The organism is Devosia sp. (genome assembly GCF_036676215.1).
GTDB lineage: Bacteria > Pseudomonadota > Alphaproteobacteria > Rhizobiales > Devosiaceae > Devosia.
Map to the genome: position 1 here is coordinate 35,799 of NZ_JAKFDJ010000129.1, position 16,298 is coordinate 52,096.

General features: G+C 63.8%; 17 protein-coding genes. 9 read left to right on the top strand and 8 right to left on the bottom strand.

Annotated elements, in window-relative coordinates:
- Positions 1-113: 113 nt before the first annotated feature.
- Entirely contained in the window at positions 114-767 is a 654-nt protein-coding gene (locus V6M52_RS11825; RefSeq protein WP_332689654.1) for a PAS domain-containing protein, read from the bottom strand.
- A 178-nt stretch (positions 768-945) separates the two neighbouring features.
- On the opposite strand from V6M52_RS11825, the gene V6M52_RS11830 reads away from it, so the two are divergent.
- Entirely contained in the window at positions 946-1,680 is a 735-nt protein-coding gene (locus V6M52_RS11830; RefSeq protein WP_332689651.1) for a rhomboid family intramembrane serine protease, read from the top strand.
- On the opposite strand, the gene V6M52_RS11835 is transcribed toward V6M52_RS11830, so the two are convergent.
- The 7 genes from V6M52_RS11835 to folE form a co-directional block, all read right to left on the bottom strand.
- The gene (locus V6M52_RS11835) at positions 1,677-2,900 is read right to left on the bottom strand and encodes an OpgC family protein (RefSeq protein ID WP_332701160.1); all 1,224 of its coding nucleotides are present in this window, start codon (positions 2,898-2,900) and stop codon (positions 1,677-1,679) included. The two genes, V6M52_RS11830 and V6M52_RS11835, sit on opposite strands and share 4 nt — an antisense overlap.
- Positions 2,887-4,653 (bottom strand): glucans biosynthesis glucosyltransferase MdoH, encoded by a 1,767-nt coding sequence (mdoH, locus tag V6M52_RS11840; protein ID WP_332701161.1) that lies wholly within the window; start codon positions 4,651-4,653, stop codon positions 2,887-2,889. Before mdoH ends, V6M52_RS11835 begins: the two co-directional genes overlap by 14 nt.
- A gap of 17 nt (positions 4,654-4,670) precedes the next feature.
- Positions 4,671-4,808, bottom strand: a complete 138-nt coding sequence (locus V6M52_RS11845; protein WP_332689642.1) for a hypothetical protein — start codon at positions 4,806-4,808, stop codon at positions 4,671-4,673.
- Positions 4,805-6,403, bottom strand: a complete 1,599-nt coding sequence (locus V6M52_RS11850; protein WP_332701162.1) for a glucan biosynthesis protein — start codon at positions 6,401-6,403, stop codon at positions 4,805-4,807. Before V6M52_RS11850 ends, V6M52_RS11845 begins: the two co-directional genes overlap by 4 nt.
- A 119-nt stretch (positions 6,404-6,522) precedes the next feature.
- Positions 6,523-6,975: a phosphoribosyl-AMP cyclohydrolase gene (hisI, locus tag V6M52_RS11855; RefSeq protein WP_332701163.1), complete on the bottom strand. Its 453-nt coding sequence runs from the start codon at positions 6,973-6,975 to the stop codon at positions 6,523-6,525.
- A 39-nt stretch (positions 6,976-7,014) separates the two neighbouring features.
- Positions 7,015-7,848, bottom strand: coding sequence for an AraC family transcriptional regulator (locus V6M52_RS11860; protein WP_332701164.1), 834 nt, complete (start codon positions 7,846-7,848; stop codon positions 7,015-7,017).
- A gap of 101 nt (positions 7,849-7,949) precedes the next feature.
- The gene (gene folE, locus V6M52_RS11865; protein ID WP_332701172.1) at positions 7,950-8,573 is read right to left on the bottom strand and encodes a GTP cyclohydrolase I FolE; all 624 of its coding nucleotides are present in this window, start codon (positions 8,571-8,573) and stop codon (positions 7,950-7,952) included.
- 143 nt (positions 8,574-8,716) lie between these two features.
- Here folE and V6M52_RS11870 point away from each other — a divergent pair, with 143 nt between their 5' ends.
- The 8 genes from V6M52_RS11870 to V6M52_RS11905 form a co-directional block, all read left to right on the top strand.
- On the top strand, positions 8,717-9,169 hold the full coding sequence (locus V6M52_RS11870; RefSeq protein WP_332701165.1) for an iron-sulfur cluster assembly scaffold protein: 453 nt from the start codon (positions 8,717-8,719) through the stop codon (positions 9,167-9,169).
- Positions 9,169-9,480: a membrane protein insertion efficiency factor YidD gene (yidD, locus tag V6M52_RS11875; protein ID WP_332689631.1), complete on the top strand. Its 312-nt coding sequence runs from the start codon at positions 9,169-9,171 to the stop codon at positions 9,478-9,480. Before V6M52_RS11870 ends, yidD begins: the two co-directional genes overlap by 1 nt.
- Before the next feature lie 287 nt (positions 9,481-9,767).
- Entirely contained in the window at positions 9,768-11,750 is a 1,983-nt protein-coding gene (gene thrS / locus V6M52_RS11880) for a threonine--tRNA ligase (protein ID WP_332701166.1), read from the top strand.
- A complete protein-coding gene (locus V6M52_RS11885; RefSeq protein ID WP_092181092.1) occupies positions 11,750-11,980 on the top strand; it encodes a hypothetical protein in 231 nt (76 codons plus the stop codon). Before thrS ends, V6M52_RS11885 begins: the two co-directional genes overlap by 1 nt.
- A gap of 136 nt (positions 11,981-12,116) precedes the next feature.
- Entirely contained in the window at positions 12,117-12,563 is a 447-nt protein-coding gene (arfB, locus tag V6M52_RS11890) for an alternative ribosome rescue aminoacyl-tRNA hydrolase ArfB (RefSeq protein WP_332701167.1), read from the top strand.
- Between the two features lie 74 nt (positions 12,564-12,637).
- Positions 12,638-13,984, top strand: a complete 1,347-nt coding sequence (locus V6M52_RS11895; protein ID WP_332701168.1) for a UDP-glucose dehydrogenase family protein — start codon at positions 12,638-12,640, stop codon at positions 13,982-13,984.
- Between the two features lie 19 nt (positions 13,985-14,003).
- Positions 14,004-15,005, top strand: coding sequence for an NAD-dependent epimerase/dehydratase family protein (locus tag V6M52_RS11900; protein ID WP_332701169.1), 1,002 nt, complete (start codon positions 14,004-14,006; stop codon positions 15,003-15,005).
- 18 nt (positions 15,006-15,023) lie between these two features.
- On the top strand, positions 15,024-16,298 hold a 1,275-nt coding region (locus V6M52_RS11905), incomplete at its 3' end, for a phosphomannomutase (protein WP_332701170.1).

Consider the following 16,298-nt stretch of genomic DNA (forward strand, 5'->3'; position numbering starts at 1 on the left):
AGCTGTGAATGGCTCCAACATGCTATCCGGTCTTAGTTAACGCAATATGTTTCCACCGATTGATTTGCGCGGTCAAAAACCGCGCAAACTGTTGCTTGGAAAGCGATAAATGCCTACTGGCGACCGCCATCGATAACGGCCAGATGCGCATAGCGGCGCGCGGTTCGGCCATAGACTATGGCGGGCATTGCCGCCGGGGCAACGGCGCCGCCAAAACCACTGCTGTGAGCGACATGGGAAGCCACATCGCGAACCGAATCCTCAAGGGCCACATCGTCCGGCCAGATCAGGCGCAGACCGGTAATGCGCTGCTCCATGATGGGCTGCACGCCGAGCCAATAGGGCTCGTCCAGCGCGGTCATGGCGCCGAGCAGGCGGGTATGGGTCGAGCCATTGTGGCGGAGCGGCATCAGGATGGTCTCGAAGCTGACCTTGGTGTGAAGCGCGGTGGTGCCCTGGAAGGTCACCAGTGCAACGGCATGATCCTCGGTCACGGCGCGCATCAGCGTTTCCATCGCGTCATGGTCGCGCTCGTGCCAGAGGGCCGAGAATGACCGACCCTTCAGCTCGCGGCAGTAGCTGGTGCAGAGGTGCGAACCGGCAAGGCGGAAGGAAAACTTCTCGCTCTCGTCGAGTTCGAGAATGAAGGTGTTGGCAAGCGCCTCGCGGATGCGCGTGGGGTCAATGTCCTTCCGGTCGGGCGCGCTGCGCGAGCCACGAATGGAATTCCAGTAATCGTAGAGCGTCTTGGTGCTCGTCTTCTGCATTGTCTTGACCTGCCAACTACCGGCGGGCGCTCGCCCTTGGAACGCATCCACCGCCTGACGACATTCGCAAAAGCCGGGGGCAAAATCGCTCTTAAAGAAGAGTTAAGGTTAACGTGGGCCGGCCTATGTGGAAAAGAATGGCGCAAGGCACAGTGCGCCAGCGAGTCGGAGCGAAGTGATGAGTGAACAAGGCCAGACACCGCAGGAGCGCCAGCAGCCGGGGCGGGAGCCGGTGTTCCTGCTGCCCGGGGCGGTGACGGCCCTTATCGGCGTGCTGGTGGCCATTCACCTTGCATCAACCTTTGTTCTTAACCAGGACGGGCTGTTGCAGCTGGTGTTCTGGTTTGCGTTCCAGCCGCTGCGCATCATCGCCGCGGCGGCCGACCCATCGCTGGCTGTGCCACTGATCTGGACGCCCTTCAGCCACGCCCTGCTGCATGGCGGGTGGGAGCATCTGTTGGTCAATGTCGCCTGGTTCGCGATTTTCGCGTCGCCGGTCGCCCGTCGCTATGGCGCTGGGCCGATGCTGGCACTGTTCTTCGTCTCCGCTGCGGCCGGCGCGGCTCTCTTTGCCGTGACGACACTCTATTCGGGGTCGTATCTGATCGGTGCGTCAGGCGGCGTTGCCGGACTGACGGGCGCCGCTGTCCGGTTCATCTTCCAGCCCATCGTCGTGGCGCAGCACCCGGAAACGGGCGAGCAGGTCGTCATGGGACGCAGGCTGGCCGGGTTGGGTGAGCTGTGGCGCGACAACAGGGCGCGCTTCTTCATCCTGATCTGGGTGGTGCTCAACGCGGCGGTGCCGCTATTGCCGCTGGTGACCGGCATGGAAATGTCGGTGGCCTGGCAGGCCCATCTCGGCGGCTTCTTCGCCGGCATGCTGATGGTTGGCCTGTTCGAACGCCGCAGCTAGGCGACCGACCGGGCACGGGTGAGTTCGGCTGTTCGCGTCAGCAGCCAGGCGAGGGCCAGCAGGGCCAGTATGCCGCCGCCCAGCATCAGGCCGTCGACCAGTGGATCGGGCACGCGGGGCGTCTTGATCACCTGCAGCAGCAGGCTGAGCACAGTGCCGACCGCGAAGACCGCCAAGCCCTGCCGGCCGAGCAGGCGGAAGGGGGCCACGACTGCGGAACTGGCGAGGTTGCGCATGATGGGGAGGTGCCCAAGCACGTAGAACAGGGCCAAGGCATGCAGCAGGCGCGGCAGGGCCAGGTAGGTCTTGTCGAACGCGGTGATGTAAAAGGGCGCTCCCATGTCGGCGAGCACGGCCAGCATGGCGCGGCCGGCTTCGCCGAGCTGGGGAATGCGCGCCCAGAACAGTGCAAGCACCAGGAAAGCGGCGGCTATTGCGAATATGGCCGGACGATAGGGGATGAACCGCTGGCCAACCTTCATGGCGGCGCCTGAAAGCAGGCCGAGCACGAAGAGGATCTGCCAGGAGAACGGATTGAAGAACCAGCCGCCCGAATTTGGGAAGTTAGGCAGGTTGAAGCGGAACTGGCCGGCCGCGGCCCAGAGCGCGATCGAGAGAGCAAGCATGAGCCATGGCTTGCGCAGGCCCACGAGCAGGAACAGCGGTGTGGCCAGCAGCAAGGTCATGTAGAGCGGCAGAATGTTGAGATAGCCCAGTTGGTGGGTCAGCAAGGGAATGCCGACCAGCGCGCTCAGGGGCTGCTGGAAGAGCGCGGAAATGTTGTTCCTGGTGAGCACCTCGGGCAGGTCGAACCATTTGGCCGCAGCGGCGAAAATCGCCAGGCAGAGCATGGTTATGACGATGTGCACGAAATAGAGCTGGCGGGCGCGGGCCCAGACCCTGGCTATGGCGGCCCACAGACTGCCGCTGCGGAAGCGGTTGGAATAGGCGAGGCCGGCGGCCATGCCGGACATGAACACGAAGGCTTCGGCAGCGTCGGAAAAGCCGAAATTGCGGCTGGTAAAGCTCTCGTAGATGGTGCCGGGCACGTGGTTGATGAAGATCATCACCAGCGCAATGCCGCGAAACATGTCCAACCGCGCGTCGCGCCCGCCGGTTGCGACGACCTCCACGTTGGTCACGGGCGACCACAGGGTGCGAAGCCAGCTCGGACCAAGCAGGCCGGCGGCGCGATAGGTCGCGGTCTCAGGCTGTGACATGGCGCGGGGCCCTCATGGGAACCGGACTGGTTTCAAGGGTTGGTTCGTGGATCGACCAGGCAGCCATGATGGCGCGTTGCTCGACAATGACGGAACTGGGGGTGAGTTCGCATTCGGTGGCAAATAGCAGCGGCTCCCTCTGCCACTGCGATGGGCGCGATGTGACCGAGATCAGCAGCGGGGCGAAGATGGCCGGCAGCATGGCCGGCGCCACCCACACGGCATTGGCCGGGGCGTAAGCGAGCGTGCCCCCCAGCGTCAGGGCGGCAACGGCCACGATCCACCAGCTGGACCGCAGCGCATCAGCTATCCCGACCCAATTCTGACCGCGCCGCGTCGCGGGCCAGCCGCCGTCGATACCCAACAGGACCTGCGCCACCGCCCGGCTTTGCAGCAGCAGCAGCGTGGGCGCGAGCAGGGTCGACAGCACGATCTCCCCCAGCACCGAAGCCAGGGCCCGCGAGGTGCCGCCAAAGCGGCGGTTGTGGCCGTCAAATGCGCCGCGCAGCAGAATCAGCAGCTTGGGCAGAATCAGAACCGCGCCCACTGCAACGACCAGCGTCCAGGAGCTGATGGAGGTTTCCGCCTCGCCTGCGAAAACGGCGGGCTGATCAGGGAACATGGCTGCTGCCAGGCTGGCGGCGAGCAAAGCCAGCCAAAGCGGCGAGGCCAGATAGGCCATGACGCCCTGGACAAAGGTGAAGCGGCTCCAGGGTTTGAGGCCCGGGGCGCCGAGCAGGCGGATGTGCTGGAGATTGCCCTGGCACCAGCGCCGGTCGCGCTTGGCGTATTCGATAAGATTTTCCGGCCCTTCCTCGAACGAGCCGGGCAGGGCGGGATCCATCTTCACCTTCCAGCCGGCCCGCGACAGCAGCGCAGCCTCGACATAGTCGTGGCTGAGGATATGGCCGCCGAAGGGCGGTTTGCCGGAAAGCTCGGGCAGGCCGCAGCTGGCGGCGAAGGCCCGCACGCGGACTATGGCATTATGCCCCCAATAGGGGCCTTCATTGCCCTGCATCAATGCCGCGCCGCGAGCAAAGGTCGGCGAGAGATAGGCAGCAGAAAATTGCAGCGAGCGCCCGAAAGGGGTGCGCGCATGGATGATATGAGGAACGGTCTGGAACAGGCCCAGCTTCGGATCGGCATCCATGCGGCGGGCCATTTCCCCTATCGTGGCGCCCTCCATCAGGCTGTCGGCGTCCAGGATCAGGGCGTAGTCATAGGCTGCGCCGGAATGGGAGATGAAGTCTTCGATATTGCCGGCCTTGCGGCCGATATTGCGTTCGCGGCGGCGATAGAAGATTCGGCCATCGCTCATCGGCTCATCGACGAGACGCTTGAACCACGCCGCTTCCTGCGCGGCATTGTGCATGTCCTGGGTGTCGGACAGGATGGCGAAGTGGAACCGTTGCGCAATGCCCAGAGCCACCAGGCTGCGGTTCATGGCGGCGATCCGCGCAAAGGTGGCAAGCGGGTCTTCGTTATAGATCGGCACCAGGATAGCCGTCATGCCGCGCGGCGGCTCGGTGGGATCGCCCGTGACGATGCGACGGGGGGCGATAACCCCCAATACGGCGGCGGCGCTGCCCCAGATCAGCCAGAAGCCCGAAATCACGACCAGAACAGTGCGCGCCAGGTCGAGGGCCGTCAGGCCACCCACCCCGGTCAGGCGCACGAACAGATATCCGCCGACGAGAGTCAGCAGGGCCGCGGATGTCAGGGCGGTGAGACGGAAGAGGATAGATCGGCGCATGGGGCTCCCAGGTCGCGTTAGCGGCCGGTAATTGCCGAAAGAGTAAGGCGCAACGTTGTCAGGAAGCTGCCGCGACGCTCCAATTGCTGTTTGGGCATATAAAGCGGGGCATAAGGCAGGGCCTTGTCGAAGGGAAATTCTCCGCTGTGCTTCATGCTGCGGGCCTCCACTGATAGAGCCAGGTTTCGGTGAGCTTCCTGCCCAAGCCGACCAGATAGGCCTTCAATTCAAGGGGGGCAGTGCCGTTGGTCTCGATGTCGAGCACGAGACGCCAGACGCCGTTGGCCTCGATACGTGACAGCACGGAATTGACGACGGCGCCCCCAGCGGCCGTGGCCAGCACGTCGATCGGGGTATCCAAAGGCAGGCTGTCGAGCTCCCCGCCCTTGAAATCGATGACGAATTTGCGAAGATTGGCAGCGTTCTCGATACCAGACACGCCGCCGGCGCCCGCGCGGGTTTCGGCGACATAGGCCATGGCGGCATTGGCTTGCGGGTCGAGATTGCCCCAGATCATGCGGTAGCTGAATTCGCGCGCACTGCCCGCCAAAGCGGGCTCGGCGGGTATCCAGAAGGCGACGATATTGTCGTCGGCTTCGAGGCGGGCCGGGATTTCGATCAGCCGGACATTGCCCTGACCCCACTCTCCCTGCGGCTCGATGCGGAGGGACGGGCGGCGTTCATAGTGAGCGCCGGCGTCCTGGTAGCTGTCGAAGTCGCGGCCACGCTGGTAGAGGCCGAAGGCCTTGGGATTGTTCTCCCAGAGGTAGGAATTGCCCAGGCTGTCGGTATTGTTGAGGGCGCGCCACATGATCTCGCCGCTCTCGCGTTCGAGCAGCAGGCCGTTGCTGTCATGTACCTGGGGGCGATAGTCGTCAAAGCTGCCGCGGTTGGCCTCGGCGTAGAGGAACATCGAGGTGAGCGGGGCGACGCCCAGCTCCTGCACGTCGGTGCGGAAGTAGAGGCGTGCGGTGACCTCCATCATGGTTTCCTGCGCCGCATCGCTGGCAGGGGTGATGACGAAGCGGTAGGCGCCGGTGACGCTCTGGCTGTCGAGGGCGGCGTATATGGTCAGGGGGCCGGAGCCCTGCGGCTTTTCGAGGTAGAACTCGGAGAAGCGCGGGAATTCTTCGGGCAGGTCGACCCAGGAATTGAGCACCAGGCCGCGGGCGCTGAGGCCATAGATATTGTCCCGGCCCAGGGCGCGGAAATAGCTCGCGCCCAGGAATGATATCAGTTCGTCATATGAATCTGGTTTGTTGAGCGGATAGTTGAGGCGGAAGCCGGCAACGCCCGGGAAATCCTGGGCGCGCGCCGAGTCGGCGACCGTGGCGTTGTGATAGGTGAAGTCATCGGGCGTGAAGGCCAGGGGCCTTGCGGTGCCGCCGTCGAGTTCGAAAAGCTTGACCGGCTCGGTATAGAGCCAGCCGAGGTGGAAGGCCTGGACGCGGTAAGCAGCCGCGGAATCCGCCCACTTGGCGGCGTCGGGCCGGAACTGGATCAGCCGGTAAGCGTCATAGTCGAAATCCTGGAAGCTTTCCGGGATGGCGACGGACAGCGGCTGGTGCGGGGCGGCGGCCATGGCCTGCATGCGGGCGCTGAAGGAATCGTAGTCGAAGGAGAATTCACTCCGCTCTTCCAACTGGGCAAACGCAGGAAGCGTCAGGGCCGTGGTGGTGAGGAGGGAAATGGCGGCGATGCCCTTGAGCACCTGACGTCGGTTATGCAGGCTATTTGTATGACGCTTCAACTGGCTGCCCTATGCGGTCGTGGTGAGCCGTGTTCTTTGGCAAACCTCGAACGCCGCCTAGAGCAAATAGTTGTCGCATAGATACTATTCCCAAAAGGCATAGCTCGGCGGCCGGCGGGTCATTTCCGATAGACATCGTCCGGGTTGAACAGTTGGGGCAGGCCCAGGTCTTCGAGCATGGTGCCATCAGTGCCGACAATGGCCCGCCGATAGAAGCAGGTCTTGCGGCCAGTGTGGCAGGCGGCGCCGCGGCCGGTCTGGCGGACCGTCAGCACGATGGCGTCCTGGTCGCAGTCGGTGCGCAATTCGACCACTTCCTGCAATTCGCCCGAGGTCTCGCCCTTTTTCCAGAGCTTGCCGCGCGAACGGGACCAGTAATGGGCGATGCCGGTCTCAAGGGTCAGCGAGAGGGCTTCGGCATTCATGTGCGCCAGCATCAGCACCTCGTTGGTGCCGGCTTCGATGGTGACGACAGTCACTAGGCCGTGCGCATCGAAGCGGGGGGCGAAGGCAGTGCCTTCTTCGAGCTGGGCGTGGGTGAGGGAGGACGGATCGATGAATGTCAGGGTCATGCTGCCTTTTAGCGCCAGCCGGCGCTTTGATCCAGCCGGTCAGGCGACGATGGGAACCCAGACTTCCACCAAGCCATGGCCGGTGAAGGAGTCATGTTCGGGGCCGTAGCGCTCGAAGCCGGCGCCGCGGGTGGGGATGAGGTCGCTGTTGGGGAAATACTGCGCCCAGATTGAATAGGCGGTGCGCCGCATGGTCGAGATGTGGCCGCCATGGGCAAACACGGCGTAGCGTTGGACGGGGATCTCGATACAGGCCATGCCCGCATCGAGATCGGCGGTGGGGGAGACCTCTACGCCGGCGATGTAGCCGAAGCTGCAGTCCTCGTCGAAATCGGCGGTGACGCCGTAGGTGACTTGGCCGCGCTGGCCCGGGACGTGGCCGATATGGGGCGCGAATTTCTGCCAGAGGGCGGGAATGGAATGGTTGGTGGCAAAGCTGTAGCGCCCGCTGAGGCCGGCAATGCGCAGCTGCCGACCGTCGACGATGCGGGGTTCCGCCAGGTCGGCGAGCAAGGTTTCGTCGACGCGGAGCGGCTCGACCAGCAGCTTTGGATCGGCGATGCCATGGGCGCGGAGATGTTCGGGGGTCTGGCCGAACTGATCGCGGAAGGCGCGCGTGAAAGCCTCGTGGGAATTGTAGCCGACGTCGAGGGCAACTGCGAGAATGTCGGGCGCGCCATCGAGCAGCTTCTGCGCCGCCAGCGTCAGGCGGCGGCCGCGCACATAGGCCATGACGGGCAGACCGGTCATGCTGCCGAAGCTGCGCGAGAGGTGAAAGCGCGAGACGCCGCCGACACCGGCGATGTCGTCGAGCGTGATCTCCTCGGCGAAGCGGGTTTCGATGAACCAGATGGCGCGTTCGATGAACTGCATGGCGTACCGGACGTTATGCTTGGTTGTGCCAGCTTAGCGCAGGATGCGCTTGATTGGGATTGCTGTGACCAAGAATCGGATGCCTGACCGTGCCTACAAACTCAGCGCTTGATCATGGTGAAGAAGCGGTCCTGCTCAACACGGTCCTCGGCGAAGACGCCGGTGAAGCGGTGCGTGATGGTGGCGGCGCCATGGGCACGGACGCCGCGCATGGACATGCACATGTGTTCGGCCTCGAGCATGACCGCTACGCCACGTGGGCCAAGGTGTTCATTGATGGCATCGACGATCTGCGCCGTGAGATTTTCCTGCGTCTGCAGGCGGCGGGAGAACACATCCACCAGCCGCGCGAGCTTGGAGAGGCCAACAACACCGTCATGGGGCAGGTAGCCAATATGGGCCTTGCCGACAAAGGGCACCATGTGGTGCTCGCAATGCGAACTGAAAGGAATGTCGCGTACCAGCACGATGTCGTCGTAGCCGCCCACCTCCTTGAAGGTCTTGGAGAGAATCTCGCTGGCGTCCTGTTCGTAGCCGGCGAAGAATTCGCCAAAGGCGCGGGTCACGCGGGCGGGCGTCTCGAGCAGGCCTTCGCGCAAAGGATTGTCGCCGGCCCAGGCCAGGAGCGTGCGCACCGCGGCTTCCGCTTCTTCGCGAGTCGGGCGTGGAAATGGTGCTGTGGCAGTTAGCGCTGTGGCGCCAACAGGCTTGGTGCGGGCATCCATCTTGGTCAGCTCCTTGCGCTTGGCCATTCTACGAGACCAGAGCGATTTTGGACCAGTGGGGTACGACAGCCCTGACAGTCCGCTTGCCAGACCCTATATAGAAGTCAGTGGCGACAGTCACAAGAAACAGAATTGTGCGTTTTATGGAACTTAGCGATCTCTATTCCCAAAAGATACTCGACCTTGCGGGAAATGCCCGCCAGCCCGGCCGGCTGGCGCATCCGGGCGCCAGCTCGCGCAAGGTGAGCCGGGTGTGCGGATCGGTGATCGAGGTCGACGTGACCCTGCGGGACGGGGTGATCGTCGACTATGGCCACGAGATTTCCGCCTGTGCGCTGGGGCAGACCTCGGCTGCCGTCGTGGCGCGCGAGATTGTGGGCACGCCTGTGGACGAATTCCGGGAGCTGCGGGAGCAGATGCACGCCATGCTCAAGAGTGATGGTACGCCGCCCGAGGGAAAGTGGAGCGATTTGCGCTATCTTGAGCCGGTACGCGAATATCGGGCGCGGCATATGTCGACGCTGCTGGTCTTTGATGCGGTGGTGGATGCGATCGAGAAAATCGAGTCCGCAGAATCGGTTGCGGCCGCCAGCTGATGGATCGAGTCATTGGCTTCATCTGGCAGGTCATCGATCTGCCGTTCAAATTCGCCGCCGTGCTGCTGATCACCCTCTATCGCTACACGCTGTCGGCCTTTGTGGGCCGGAGCTGCCGGCATCTGCCAACCTGCTCGGAATATACCAGCGACGCGATCTGGAAATTCGGCTTCTGGCCGGGCGGCTGGATGGGGCTGGCACGGTTTACACGCTGCCGGCCGGGGGGGACGCATGGCTATGACCCGGTGCCGGAGGCGGTGCCGGATGGGGCGCGGTGGTATGTGCCGTGGAGTTATGGGCGGTGGAAGTAGGGGCCTAGTCCTGCGTGGTTTGACCGGCTCGCCAGGACGTCCATTCAAATCGCGTCTTGCCCCACTCACCGGGCGGCACCTCGCCCTGCGGTTGGCCCCGATATTGGGGCCAAACACCCCCCACCCTTGATCCCTCCCCGCAAGGGGGAGGGTGTCGACTGGGAATTTCGCGGTTCAATATCTAAGAACCCGAGAAGTGGCATTGGGCTGGCAGCGCACGAAAACCGTGCTAGACAGGCGCCCTTGCCGCGAAAGCGCGGCATGAACCCAATTTCTGGAGACCTAAAATGACGATCAAGGTGACGTTCCCCGACGGTGCAGCTCGCGACTATGCGCGTGGCACCACCGGGACCACCGTGGTCGAGGGCATCTCCAAGAGCCTGGCCAAGAAGACGGTCGCGATGCGCTGGAATGGCGTGCTCAGCGATCTCAGCGATGCGCTGGATGCCGATGGCAAAATCGAGTTCGTGACGCGCGATAGCGGGTCCAAGGACGTGCTGGAGCTGATCCGGCATGATGCTGCGCATGTGCTCGCCGAGGCGGTGCAGGAGCTGTGGCCTGGCACGCAGGTGACGATCGGTCCGGTGATCGAGAACGGCTTCTATTACGACTTCAAACGCGACGAACCGTTCTCGGAAGAGGATTTCCCGGCCATCGAGAAGAAGATGGCCGAGATCATCGACCGGGGGGCGGCCTTTACCAAGGAAATCTGGACGCGAGACCAGGCCAAAGCCTTCTTCAATACGCGCGGCGAGGCCTTTAAGGTCGAGCTGGTCGATGCCATTCCGGCCGACCAGTCGCTGAAGATGTACAAGCAAGGCCAGTGGATCGACCTGTGCCGCGGGCCGCATATGCGGACCGTCAAGGATGTCGGCATGGCGTTCAAGCTGACCAAGGTGGCCGGCGCCTATTGGCGCGGCGACAGCAACAATCCGGTGCTGAGCCGCATTTACGGCACGGCTTTTGCGAGCAAGGAAGAACTCGACGCCTATCTCCACATGGTGGAGGAGGCCGAAAAGCGCGACCATCGCAAGATCGGCCAGGAGATGGATCTCTATCACTTCCAGCCGGAAGCGCAGGGGTCGGTGTTCTGGCACCCGAAAGGCTATGTGCTCTACAACCAGATGGAGGCCTATATCCGCCGCCGTCTGAATTCGTCGGGCTATGTCGAGGTCAAGACGCCACAGCTGATGAGTTCCAAGTTCTGGGAGCAGTCGGGCCACTGGGGCAAGTATCGCGAAAACATGTTCGTGGTGCCGGACGAAGTGCCCGGTACGGAAGATGAAGGTCCGGTGCTGAGCGGCAAGGGCGACCTGATGGCGCTCAAACCGATGAACTGCCCGGCGCATGTGCAGATCTTCAACCAGGGCATCAAGTCTTACCGCGATCTGCCTCTGCGCATGGCGGAATTTGGTTGTTGCCATCGCAACGAGGCGCATGGTGCGCTGCATGGGCTGATGCGCGTGCGGCAGATGACGCAGGACGATGCGCATATCTTCTGCCGCGAAGACCAGATCCAGGCCGAGACCGAGCATTTCGTGCATCTGCTCTATTCGGTCTATGGCCACATGGGCTTCGACAATGTCGTCATCAAGCTGGCGACGCGGCCGGACAAGTATGGTGGCACCATCGAGCGCTGGGATGCGGCCGAGAAGGCGCTGGGCGATGCCTTGCGCGCGACCGGCTATGATTTCGAGATCGCCGAGGGCGAGGGCGCCTTCTATGCGCCCAAGCTCGAATTCCACCTCAAGGACGCCATCGGGCGCTCGTGGCAGGTGGGGACGCTGCAGCTCGACTACGTGCTGCCCGAACGGCTGGATGCGACCTATGTCGCCGAAGACGGTTCGCGCCAGTATGCGGTGATGCTGCACCGGGCGATCCTGGGCTCGCTCGAGCGCTTCATCGGCATGATGATCGAAAACTATGCTGGCAAGATGCCGATGTGGCTCGCGCCGACGCAGGTCGTCGTGGCGACCATCGTGTCGGAGGCGGATGAATATGCCGGAAAGCTGGTCAACCAGCTCAGGGCGGCGGGCATCCGGGCCGAGCTCGACATGCGCAACGAGAAGATCAACTACAAGGTGCGTGAGCATTCGGTGGGCAAGGTGCCGCTGATGTTCGTGGTGGGTCGTCGCGAGGCCGAGGAGGGGACCGTTTCGGTCCGCCGCCTGGGCACCGAGGGCCAGAAGGTCGAGCCGTTCATGGACGCACTGGTTGCGCTCATGGCGGAGGCGACCGCACCCGATCTCAAGGCAGCAAAGGCAGCCTGATGCCGCAGCGCCCGTCCAATCGCGAGATCAAGGCCCTGACGCATCTCGGCGAAGAGAATGCGTTGGGGCCGGGCGACTTCAAGGATATCGGCGAGAAGGTTTTCGCCGGTATGCTCAAGAAGGGCTGGGTGGTCGAGGCCGAGGGCCTGCCGGGCAAGTACCGGGCGACGATCAAGGGGCTGACGATCCACGAGGGTGAGATCATCTTCGCGGGGCGCTACCGTAATTAGAATGGCGAAGGCGAGTCCCTATTGGGATACCCCCACCTAACCTCCCCCTGATAGGGGGAGGAATCCGCCTGGTGGGTGTGGCGCGATGTTGCCAGGAACTGGATCGGTCCCTCCCCCTTCTTCAGGGGGAGGCTAGGTGGGGGTACTTTCTTTGGCTGACCCGATCCAGATCACCCGCTCCATTTCCATCGATCCGTCGGAGATCGAGGAGACATTCGTGCGCGCCTCGGGGCCGGGGGGGCAGAATGTCAACAAGGTGTCGAGCGCGGTGCAGCTGCGCTTCGACCTGGCCAATTCGCCATCCATCCCCGAGCCGATGAAGCGGCGCGTAGCGGTGCTGGCCGGGAAGCGGCTGACCAAGCAGGGCGTGATCGTCATCACCGCCAATTCGCATCGCGACCAGCCGATGAACCGAGCCGATGCGCTGGAGCGGCTGGTAGGCCTGCTGGTGGCGGGCGCCCATGTGCCCAAGGCCCGCATTGCGACAAGGCCGACAATGGGGTCCAAGCAAAGGCGGCTGGAGGCGAAATCGGTGCGCTCCGAGATCAAGCGGATGCGCAGCAGCCCGTCAGACACGCAGTAGCACTTCGGGCGTTTCAATAGCGACATGAAACAGCCCTACCATTATCATGTCAGAGCTTTCGGGAGGTCCCCGCGATGAAGATTGCCATTGCCGGCGCCGGCTATGTTGGACTGGTCACGGGCGTATGTCTTGCCGATTTTGGCCATGACGTGGTCTGCATCGACAAGGACCAGGACAGAATCGACGCGCTGGAGCGCGGGGAAATTCCGATCTACGAGCCGGGGCTGGCCGAGCTGGTGGCCAGCAATGTGGGCGCGGGCCGCCTGTCGTTCACCACCGACCTGCGCGCCGCGGTGGGCGCGGCCGAGGTGGTGTTTATCGCGGTGGGGACGCCGTCGCGCCGGGGGGACGGTCACGCCGACCTGAGCTACGTCTATGATGCGGCGCGCGAGATCGCGGCCAGCGTCGAGGGCTTCACGGTGGTGGTGACCAAATCCACGGTGCCGGTGGGCACGGGCGACGAGGTGGCGCGCATCATTGCGGCGGCGAGGCCCGATGCCGACGTGGCCGTGGTGTCCAATCCCGAGTTTCTCCGCGAAGGTGCGGCCATCGACGATTTCAAGCGCCCTGACCGGATCGTGGTCGGGCTGGAGGATGAGCGGGCCCGGCCGGTGATGGCCGAGGTGTATCGGCCGCTTTACCTCAACCAGGCGCCGCTGATGTTCACCAATCGGCGCACGGCCGAGCTGATCAAATATGCGGCCAATGCGTTCCTGGCGATGAAGGTCACCTTCATCAACGAGGTTGCCGATCTCTGCGAGGCCGCTGGCGCGGATGTGCAGCAGGTGGCGCGGGGCATGGGCCTGGACAATCGCATCGGCTCCAAGTTCCTGCATGCCGGGCCGGGCTATGGCGGGTCGTGCTTTCCCAAGGATACGCAGGCGCTGATCAGAATCGGCCAGGACTTTGACAGCCCGATGCGGCTGGTCGAGACCACCGTCGCGGTCAATAATCAGCGCCGGCAGGCCATGGCCGGACGGGTGATTGCCGCATGTGGTGGCGACGTCCGGGGCAAGACCATTGGCGTCTTGGGCCTGACCTTCAAGCCCAATACCGACGACATGCGCGAGGCTGCGTCCATCGACATCATCGAGGGGCTGCAGGCCGCTGGCGCCCGCGTCATTGCCTATGATCCGCAGGGCATGCGGGCGGCGCGGGACCTGCTCGAGGGTGTGGAATTTGGCGACAGCGCCTATGACGTGGCCACCGGGGCCGACGCACTGGTGCTGGTCACCGAGTGGAATGAATTTCGCTCATTGGACCTCGACCGGGTGCATGGCCTGATGAAGGTGCCGGTGCTCGTTGATCTGCGCAATGTCTATCGCCATGATGAAGTTGCCAAGCATGGCTTTCACTACAGCAGCATCGGTCGTCCTGCCGGCCTGAGCGCCATTGGCGGCGCAGCCGAGGCGGCCGAGTGATCAGGGGCCAGGGGACGTCTTGAGAATATTCATTACCGGCGCCGCCGGGTTCATCGGTTTTCACCTGGCGCGGCGGCTGCTGGCCGACGGCCATACGGTGACGGGTTATGACGGCATTACCGATTATTACGATCCGGCGCTCAAGCGGGCGCGGCTTGCTATCCTGGCCGAGCATGAGCGGTTTGTCCTGATCGAAGGGATGCTGGAGGACGCGGGGCGGCTGCGCGATGGGCTGGCGCAGAGTGGCGCCGAGGTGGTGCTGCACCTGGCTGCGCAGGCCGGGGTGCGCTACAGCCTCGAGCAGCCGCAGAGCTATATTCAATCCAATGTGGTGGGCACCGCCAACCTGCTCGAAGCGCTGCGGGCGCTGCCGCCGAGGCACCTGATTTTTGCTTCGACCAGCTCGATCTATGGCGGCAATACCAAGGTGCCCTTTGCCGAGACGGACCGGGCGGATGGGCCGGTTTCGCTCTATGCGGCCACCAAGAAATCGGGCGAGGCGATGGTGCATTCCTATGCCCATCTGTTCGGTATCCCGTCGACCTGCCTGCGCTTCTTCACGGTCTATGGACCGTGGGGACGTCCGGATATGGCTCTGTTCAAGTTTGCTTCTGCGATGATCGAGGGGCGGCCCATCGACGTCTATGGGCATGGCACGATGCAGCGGGATTTCACCTATGTGGCCGATCTGGTGGACGTGATCGCCAAGATCATGGATACGCCGCCCGAAATGGGTAGGCCGGTGGAGCATGACAGCCTGTCGGCGGTGGCGCCGTTCCGGGTCGTCAATGTGGCGGGTGGCCGCCAGACCGAGCTCATGGATTTCATCCGGGCCATCGAAAAGGCCGTCGGGCGCACCGCCCAGCTGAACCTGCTGCCCATGCAGCCGGGGGACGTGGTGGCGACGCATTCGGATACGACGCTGCTGCGCGAACTGGTCGGTGCGGTGCCCGAGACATCGGTAGAGACCGGGGTCGGACACTTCGTTGAATGGTACAAGTCTCACTACGGCTGGAACTGATTGCCCGCGGAGGCAGAATTGCCCGGTAGCAGCCTAAAGTTCGGCACGAGCGGCTTGCGGGGCCTTGCAACGGATCTGCAGGGACAGGCCGCCCGCCGCTACACCATGGCATTTCTTCGTCATCTCGCAGCACGCGGCCAAGACGAGGGTGGACAGGTCTTCCTGGGGCGGGATTTCCGCCTGTCCAGTCCCGCTATCCTGGCCGACTGTGCCGCTGCCATCAGGGCGGCAGGGCTGGCGCCTGTCGATTGCGGGCCTATCCCCACGCCCGCACTGGCGCTTCACGCCATGACGGTCGGCTGCGCGGCGATCATGATCACGGGCAGCCACATCCCGGTCGATCGAAACGGCCTCAAATTCTATCTGCCAAGCGGAGAAATCAGCAAGACCGACGAGGCGGGCATCCTGGCGGCCCTGCGGGACGAGACCATCCCCGATCTGGCCGGGGCGATGGTTGACGAGGCGGGCGCCGCCTCCGAGCGCTACTTTGCGCGCTTTTCTGGCCTGTTGCCCGCTGACGCGTTGGCCGGGATGCGGATTGGAGTATTCGAGCACTCGACGGTGGCGCGGGATCTGCTGACGCGCATTGTGAGTCACTTTGGCGCCGAGGTGGTGAGCCTCGACCGGCGGGACGGCTTCGTTGCCGTTGACACCGAGGCGTTTGGTGATGGGGTGTTTGCGCCACTGGCGGGCTGGGTTGAGCAACATAAGCTGGACGCGATCGTGTCTGCCGACGGCGACGGCGACCGTCCGTTGCTGATGGACCGGCACGGCGAATTCGTGCGCGGCGACGTGCTGGGCCTGTTGGCGGCGCAGTGCCTGGGCGCCGACAGCGTGGTCACACCGGTCACCTCAAATTCTGCGATCGAGCGCACCGGATTTTTCCGCAATGTCGTGCGGACCCGGGTGGGGTCACCCTATGTGGTGGATGCCATGACGAGGGCGAGCGGCGCGGTGGTCGGTTTCGAGGCCAATGGTGGCACCTTTGTGGGCGAGGGTGTGCGGGTCGGCGGGCATGCGCTCGCGCCGCTGGCGACGCGGGATGCGGTCCTGCCGATCTTGTGCGTGTTGGGGCTCGCGGCGCAGCAGGGCAAGGCGGTCGATCAACTCGTGGCGGCGCTGCCGCTGCAGCACGCTGTTGCCGATCGCCTGCAGGATGTTCCGAGTGAGAAGAGCGGGGCCTTCCTCAGCCGGCTGGCAGCGGATGAGGACTATGCGCGGCGGCTGTTCGCGCCGCACGGCATTGCCAGCCTTTCCACAATTGACGGGCTGCAGTTCCGCACCCTGTCGGGT

Coding starts and splice junctions, on each gene's coding strand:
- V6M52_RS11825 (WP_332689654.1), bottom strand. CDS start 767: ATGCAGAAGACGAGCACCAAGACGCTCTACGATTACTGGAATTCCATT.
- V6M52_RS11830 (WP_332689651.1), top strand. CDS start 946: ATGAGTGAACAAGGCCAGACACCGCAGGAGCGCCAGCAGCCGGGGCGG.
- V6M52_RS11835 (WP_332701160.1), bottom strand. CDS start 2,900: ATGTCACAGCCTGAGACCGCGACCTATCGCGCCGCCGGCCTGCTTGGT.
- mdoH (WP_332701161.1), bottom strand. CDS start 4,653: ATGCGCCGATCTATCCTCTTCCGTCTCACCGCCCTGACATCCGCGGCC.
- V6M52_RS11845 (WP_332689642.1), bottom strand. CDS start 4,808: ATGAAGCACAGCGGAGAATTTCCCTTCGACAAGGCCCTGCCTTATGCC.
- hisI (WP_332701163.1), bottom strand. CDS start 6,975: ATGACCCTGACATTCATCGATCCGTCCTCCCTCACCCACGCCCAGCTC.
- V6M52_RS11860 (WP_332701164.1), bottom strand. CDS start 7,848: ATGCAGTTCATCGAACGCGCCATCTGGTTCATCGAAACCCGCTTCGCC.
- folE (WP_332701172.1), bottom strand. CDS start 8,573: ATGGATGCCCGCACCAAGCCTGTTGGCGCCACAGCGCTAACTGCCACA.
- V6M52_RS11870 (WP_332701165.1), top strand. CDS start 8,717: ATGGAACTTAGCGATCTCTATTCCCAAAAGATACTCGACCTTGCGGGA.
- yidD (WP_332689631.1), top strand. CDS start 9,169: ATGGATCGAGTCATTGGCTTCATCTGGCAGGTCATCGATCTGCCGTTC.
- thrS (WP_332701166.1), top strand. CDS start 9,768: ATGACGATCAAGGTGACGTTCCCCGACGGTGCAGCTCGCGACTATGCG.
- V6M52_RS11885 (WP_092181092.1), top strand. CDS start 11,750: ATGCCGCAGCGCCCGTCCAATCGCGAGATCAAGGCCCTGACGCATCTC.
- V6M52_RS11895 (WP_332701168.1), top strand. CDS start 12,638: ATGAAGATTGCCATTGCCGGCGCCGGCTATGTTGGACTGGTCACGGGC.